Raw genomic sequence first — 5613 nt, 5'->3', positions numbered from 1 at the left:
CTGAAGGGGCCTTGTCCTCAAACGCCGGACGGGCTGAAAATGCGGTCTGCGCTGGAAGGGTGTCGGCCTGGGCTGGAGAGATGCAGTAAACGGGTGGGTGGGTGGGAAACACGGCCTGGGCTGGAGGGGCCTCGTCCTCAGATCCCGGACGACATGAACCAACGCCGAAGCACCGCAGGTCAGCGTAGGGTCGGCAAGCCCTGTTCGAAGACGTTCACCGCTCGGTCCACCAGGTCGGGGAGGCTGTCCCTGAAGTCGTTCTGCGCCCAGTAGACGGTGATCTCGGCCAGGCCGCCGATCAGGGACATGGCGTAGACGCGGACCTCCAGGTCGGCGGGGTCGCGGCCGGTGCGCTCCGCGATGACGCGGCAGAGGAGGCGCCCGGTTTCGGACATGCTCTCGATCATGCGGGAGCGGACCGCCGGGACCTCCAGCATCAGCCTGCTGCGCAGCCGCGTCACCTCGGGCTCCTCGGCCCTGCTGAGGCCGACGGCCTTCTTCAGGATGTACCGCAGGGATTCGAGCCACGGTTCGTCCGCCGGGCGCCTGCGCAGTTCCTCCTCCATCAAGGCGTCGTACTCGTCGGTGAGCACGATGTCCTCCTTGGTGGGGAAGTAGCGGAAGACCGTGGACTGCGACACCTCGGCGCGCTCGGCGATCTGCTCGATCGTCGTGGCGTCGTACCCCTGGCTCTCGATCAGTTCGTACGTCGCGGCACGGATCGCCATCCGGGTCTTGATCTTCTTCCGCTCACGGAGGCCCAGCTGGGGGCGGTCGGCGAGGGGGGAGCTGCGTGCGGCCGTCATACGCTCATTCTCGGCCATCGGGCGAGTCGGCTGCCATGTCCGGGGTGCCGACGGGGGTGCCGGCGGGGGTGTGGGCCGGAGTGTCGGGGAGGAACGCCCCCGCCAGCAGCGCCGCCACCAGAGCCGCGACTCCGCTCACCAGCAGGACGACGCCCATGCCATGCACGTACGCACTGTTCGCCGAGGTCAGCAGGTGGGTCGACCCCGTCCCCCTGGCGATCAGATGGGCCGCCACCACCGAGTCGCCGGCCGTGTCCGCGAGGCGGGCGGACAGGCCGGTGACGTCGAGGCGGTCGCGGAACGTGCTCGCCAGCAGGCTGCCCAGCAGCGCGATACCGATCGCGCCACCGACCTGACGCAGCGTCATCAGGAGCCCGGAGCCGCTGCCCGCGCGGTCGGAGGGCAGCGCGGCCAGGGCGCCGTCCATCGCCGGGACGACCGCGAAGCCGAAGCCGAGGCCGGCGACGGTGAGCCACAGGGCCGTGTAGCCGTAGCCGGAGTCGACCGTCGTACGGCTGCCCAGGATCGCCGAGAAGGCCAGGACCACCAGACCGGCGGTCACGGTCGCCCGCGAGCCGAACCGGGCGCTGACAGGCTGGGCCGCCCGTGCGGCCACCGACAGGCCGGCCATCAGCGGCAGCAGCCGTACGCCCGTGCCCAGGGCGTCGGTGCCCAGGACCGCCTGGAGATACGGCGGCAGGACGAACATCAGACCGGAGAGGACGAACATCACCAGCGTCGCCGCGACCGCGTTCAGCAGGAAGCCCCGGTGGGAGAGCAGCGTCATGTCGAGCATGGGGCGGGTGGCGCGGCGCTCGCGCAGGACGAGGGCCGTGAGGAGTACGGCCGCCGCGGTGAACAGGGAGAGGACGAGGGCGTTCGTCCAGCCTCGGGTCGGGGCCTCGATGATCGCGTAGATGAGCGCGCCCAGGCCCGTCGCCGTGAGCGCCGTGGAGATCACGTCCACCTTGGGGGAGGCCGGGTCGCGGGTCTCGGGGAGGAGGAACACACAGGCCGCGATGCCGATGGCGACCATCGGGACGTTGATCAGGAAGACCGAACCCCACCAGAAGTGGTTGAGCAGCCAGCCGCCGATGATCGGGCCGAGCGGCATCCCGAGCGCGGAGCCGGCCGAGATGACACCGACGGCCTTGGTGCGCTCGTGGGGCGGGAAGAGCGAGGGCAGGACGGAGAGGGCCAGGGGCATGACCAGGGCCGCGCCCACTCCCATCAGCGCGCGGGCCGCGACGATCCAGTTGACGTCACCGGCCAGCGCGCCGACGAGCGACCCGGCGAGGAAGATCCCGAGCCCGGCGATCAGCATCCGGCGCCGCCCGAAGCGGTCGCCGAGGAGACCCGCCGGGAGCATGAGCGCCGCGAAGACGACGATGTAGGCGTCTGCCATCCACTGCTGTTCGCCGGTGCTCGCGCCGAGCTGCGCGGCCATCGTCGGCAGCGCCACGTTGAGGATCGTCATGTCGAAGCCGAGGACGAGCATGCTCGCGACCAAGGCGCCCAGGGCCCACCAGCGGCGGGGGTCGAGGGGTGGGGTGGTGTTGTCGGTGCCGGAGCCTGTTCCAGTGACAGTAGCCATGAAATGAGAGTAACTCTCAAAAGGTGGAGACTGTCAACTGATGGGAAGCAGGGAGATGTGAAACGGGATGCGAGGGCACGCAGAAGACGGCCGCGACTCGGGAGTCGTGGCCGTCCGGGGGAGGGGAGGTCGGGGGTTATCCGTGTTGGTAGGCAACCATCGAGATGCCGATGTAGTGCGCGATGAAGGCCGCCAGGGTGAGGGAGTGGAACACCTCGTGGAAGCCGAAGTAGCGGGGTGACGGGTTGGGGCGCTTGAGTCCGTAGATCACGCCGCCCGCGCTGTAGAGGAGGCCGCCGACGATGACCAGCACCAGGACGGCGATACCGCCCGCGCGCATGAAGTCCGGCAGGAAGAAGACGGCCGCCCAGCCCATCGCGATGTAGCAGGGGGTGTAGAGCCAGCGCGGGGCGCCGACCCAGAACACCCGGAAGGCGATGCCGGCCACGGCCGCGCCCCAGACGCCCCACAGGAGCCACTGCCCCTGGCTCGCCGGGAGCAGGAGCATCGTGAGCGGGGTGTAGGTGCCCGCGATGATCAGGAAGATGTTCGCGTGGTCGAGTCTGCGCAGGACGCCGTCCATGCGCGGGCTCCAGGTGCCCCGGTGGTAGAGCGCGCTCACGCCGAACAGCAGACAGGCGGTGAGGGTGAAGATCCCGCAGGCGATGCGCGCCCGGCTCGAACTGGCGAGCGCGGTGAGCACCAGGCCGGAGATGAGCACGGCCGGAAACATGCCGAGATGGAGCCAGCCTCGCAGCTTGGGCTTGATCTCATCGGAATGTGGCAGCGAGAGCGCCAGTGGACCGCGGCCGGCGGCCGGTGGGTCCAGTGGCGCGTCGGGGGCGGACGCAGTCATGACGGCAATCGTACCTACGTAACCGTAAGTTACGCGTCAGTCCGGCGGCGGGAGGGGGTGGAAGTGGTCAGCCTCTCATGTGGGTTGGGTCTCGGATGCGCCAGGTGAACGCACGGCGGCCGGGAGAAAACTCCAGAGGGGGTAAAGGGTGAGTGGCGATGGTCACGTCGCTCAGGTGTGAGGCCCTCTGGACAGATGGGCGCTCCGGTCGGATGATCAAATGAGTGCAGTCGGCACCGGATGAGCGCCATTGATCATCACCGTGAAGCATCCGGGTCGCGGCCCCCAAGGGGCAGTCAACAAAAAACCCTCATTCAAGGAGCAATCGTGGCGCGCGACATCGCGGCTCCCGTTCCCTCTGGCACCTTCCTCTCCGACACCGTCCCGACCAACCACAAGCAACTCGTCTCGTGGGTCAACGAGATCGCAGAACTGACGCAACCGGACAACGTGGTCTGGTGTGACGGATCCGAGACCGAGTACGAGCGACTGTGCGAAGAGCTCGTCCAAAAGGGCACCTTCAGGAAACTGGACCCGGTCAAACGCCCCAACTCCTACTACGCGGCCTCCGACCCGACCGATGTCGCGCGCGTCGAGGACCGCACCTTCATCTGCTCCGAGAAGGAGGAGGACGCGGGCCCGACCAACCACTGGAAGGATCCCGCCGAGATGCGGGACATCTTCGCGGGGGAGAAGGGCGTCTTCCGCGGCTCGATGAAGGGCCGGACGATGTACGTCGTCCCGTTCTGCATGGGTCCGCTGGGCTCGGACCTCTCCGCGATCGGCGTCGAGATCACCGACTCGGCGTACGTCGCCGTCTCCATGCGCACGATGACGCGCATGGGCAGCGCCGTCCTCGACGAACTCGGCAGTGACGGCTTCTTCGTGCGTGCTGTGCACACGCTCGGGGCGCCGCTGGCCGAGGGCGAGGCCGACGTGCCGTGGCCGTGCAACTCCACGAAGTACATCTCGCACTTCCCGGAGAGTCGCGAGATCTGGTCGTACGGCTCCGGGTACGGCGGCAACGCGCTGCTCGGCAAGAAGTGCTACGCCCTGCGCATCGCGTCCGTCATGGCGCGCGACGAGGGCTGGCTCGCCGAGCACATGCTCATCCTGAAGCTGACCCCGCCGCAGGGCGAGTCCAAGTACGTGGCCGCCGCCTTCCCGTCGGCCTGCGGCAAGACGAACCTGGCGATGCTGGAGCCGACGGTCAGTGGCTGGACCGTCGAGACGATCGGCGACGACATCGCCTGGATGCGCTTCGGCGAGGACGGCCGGCTCTACGCCATCAACCCCGAGGCCGGTTTCTTCGGCGTCGCGCCCGGCACCGGTGAGCACACCAACGCCAACGCGATGAAGACGCTCTGGGGCAACTCGGTCTTCACGAACGTGGCGCTGACCGACGACGGCGACATCTGGTGGGAGGGCATGACGGAGGAGACTCCGGCCCATCTGACCGACTGGAAGGGCAACGACTGGACGCCGTCCGCAGGCGTTCCGGCCGCCCATCCCAACGCCCGCTTCACCACCCCCGCCGCCCAGTGCCCGATCATCGCGCCCGAGTGGGAGGACCCGCGGGGCGTGCCGATCTCGGCGATCCTGTTCGGCGGGCGGCGCGCCACCGCCGTACCGCTGGTCACCGAGTCCTTCGACTGGAACCACGGTGTCTTCCTGGGCGCGAACGTGGCCTCCGAGAAGACGGCCGCCGCCGAGGGCAAGGTCGGCGAGCTGCGTCGCGACCCGTTCGCCATGCTGCCGTTCTGCGGCTACAACATGGGCGACTACATGGCGCACTGGATCGACGTGGCGAAGGACAAGGACCAGTCCAAGCTGCCGAAGATCTACTACGTCAACTGGTTCCGCAAGAACGACGAGGGCAAGTTCGTGTGGCCCGGCTTCGGTGAGAACAGCCGGGTCCTGAAGTGGATCGTGGACCGGCTGGACGGCAGGGCCGAGGGCGTCGCCACGCCGATCGGCGTGCTGCCGGCCAAGGGCGCGCTCGACACGGACGGCCTCGAACTCTCCGAGTCCGACCTCGACTTCCTGCTCACGGTCGACAAGGACGTGTGGCGCGAGGAGGCGGCACTGGTTCCCGACCACCTCAACACGTTCGGCGACCACACCCCGAAGGAGCTGTGGGACGAGTACCGGGCGCTGGTGCAGCGCCTGGGTTAGGCCCACGGATCCCTTTCTGACTCCGCGGCCGGTCGGACTTGCCCTGACCTGCGACGTCGCCACGACCGGCCGCGGGACCGCCTGGTGCGCGCGTTACGCGCCACAGCATGCGTGCGTCAGTCGTTGAGTCCGCCGCTCCGGGGCCCTCGGCCCTCCAGGTAGCGGGTGTGCGACTCCTGGCG

At 68.7% G+C, this 5613-nt stretch carries 4 protein-coding genes; 1 reads left to right on the top strand and 3 read right to left on the bottom strand.

The genetic code is table 11. The features are described from left to right. Positions 1–179 precede the first annotated feature (179 nt). From STRTUCAR8_RS17375 to trhA, 3 genes are all read right to left on the bottom strand, one after another. The gene (locus tag STRTUCAR8_RS17375; protein ID WP_006377118.1) at positions 180–806 is read right to left on the bottom strand and encodes a TetR/AcrR family transcriptional regulator; all 627 of its coding nucleotides are present in this window, start codon (positions 804–806) and stop codon (positions 180–182) included. 4 nt (positions 807–810) lie between these two features. Beyond that, the gene (locus STRTUCAR8_RS17370) at positions 811–2400 is read right to left on the bottom strand and encodes an MFS transporter (protein WP_006377119.1); all 1590 of its coding nucleotides are present in this window, start codon (positions 2398–2400) and stop codon (positions 811–813) included. A 136-nt stretch (positions 2401–2536) separates the two neighbouring features. Continuing rightward, positions 2537–3256: a PAQR family membrane homeostasis protein TrhA gene (gene trhA / locus STRTUCAR8_RS17365; RefSeq protein WP_006377117.1), complete on the bottom strand. Its 720-nt coding sequence runs from the start codon at positions 3254–3256 to the stop codon at positions 2537–2539. A gap of 327 nt (positions 3257–3583) precedes the next feature. Between trhA and STRTUCAR8_RS17360 the strand changes: the two genes are divergently transcribed. Further along, positions 3584–5431 (top strand): phosphoenolpyruvate carboxykinase (GTP), encoded by a 1848-nt coding sequence (locus tag STRTUCAR8_RS17360; RefSeq protein ID WP_006377120.1) that lies wholly within the window; start codon positions 3584–3586, stop codon positions 5429–5431. Positions 5432–5613: the final 182 nt, after the last annotated feature.

The organism is Streptomyces turgidiscabies Car8 (genome assembly GCF_000331005.1).
GTDB classification, from domain to species: Bacteria; Actinomycetota; Actinomycetes; order Streptomycetales; family Streptomycetaceae; genus Streptomyces; species Streptomyces turgidiscabies.
Note: the sequence above shows the minus strand (reverse complement) of the source record. Positions and strands in the feature narration are given on the sequence as shown.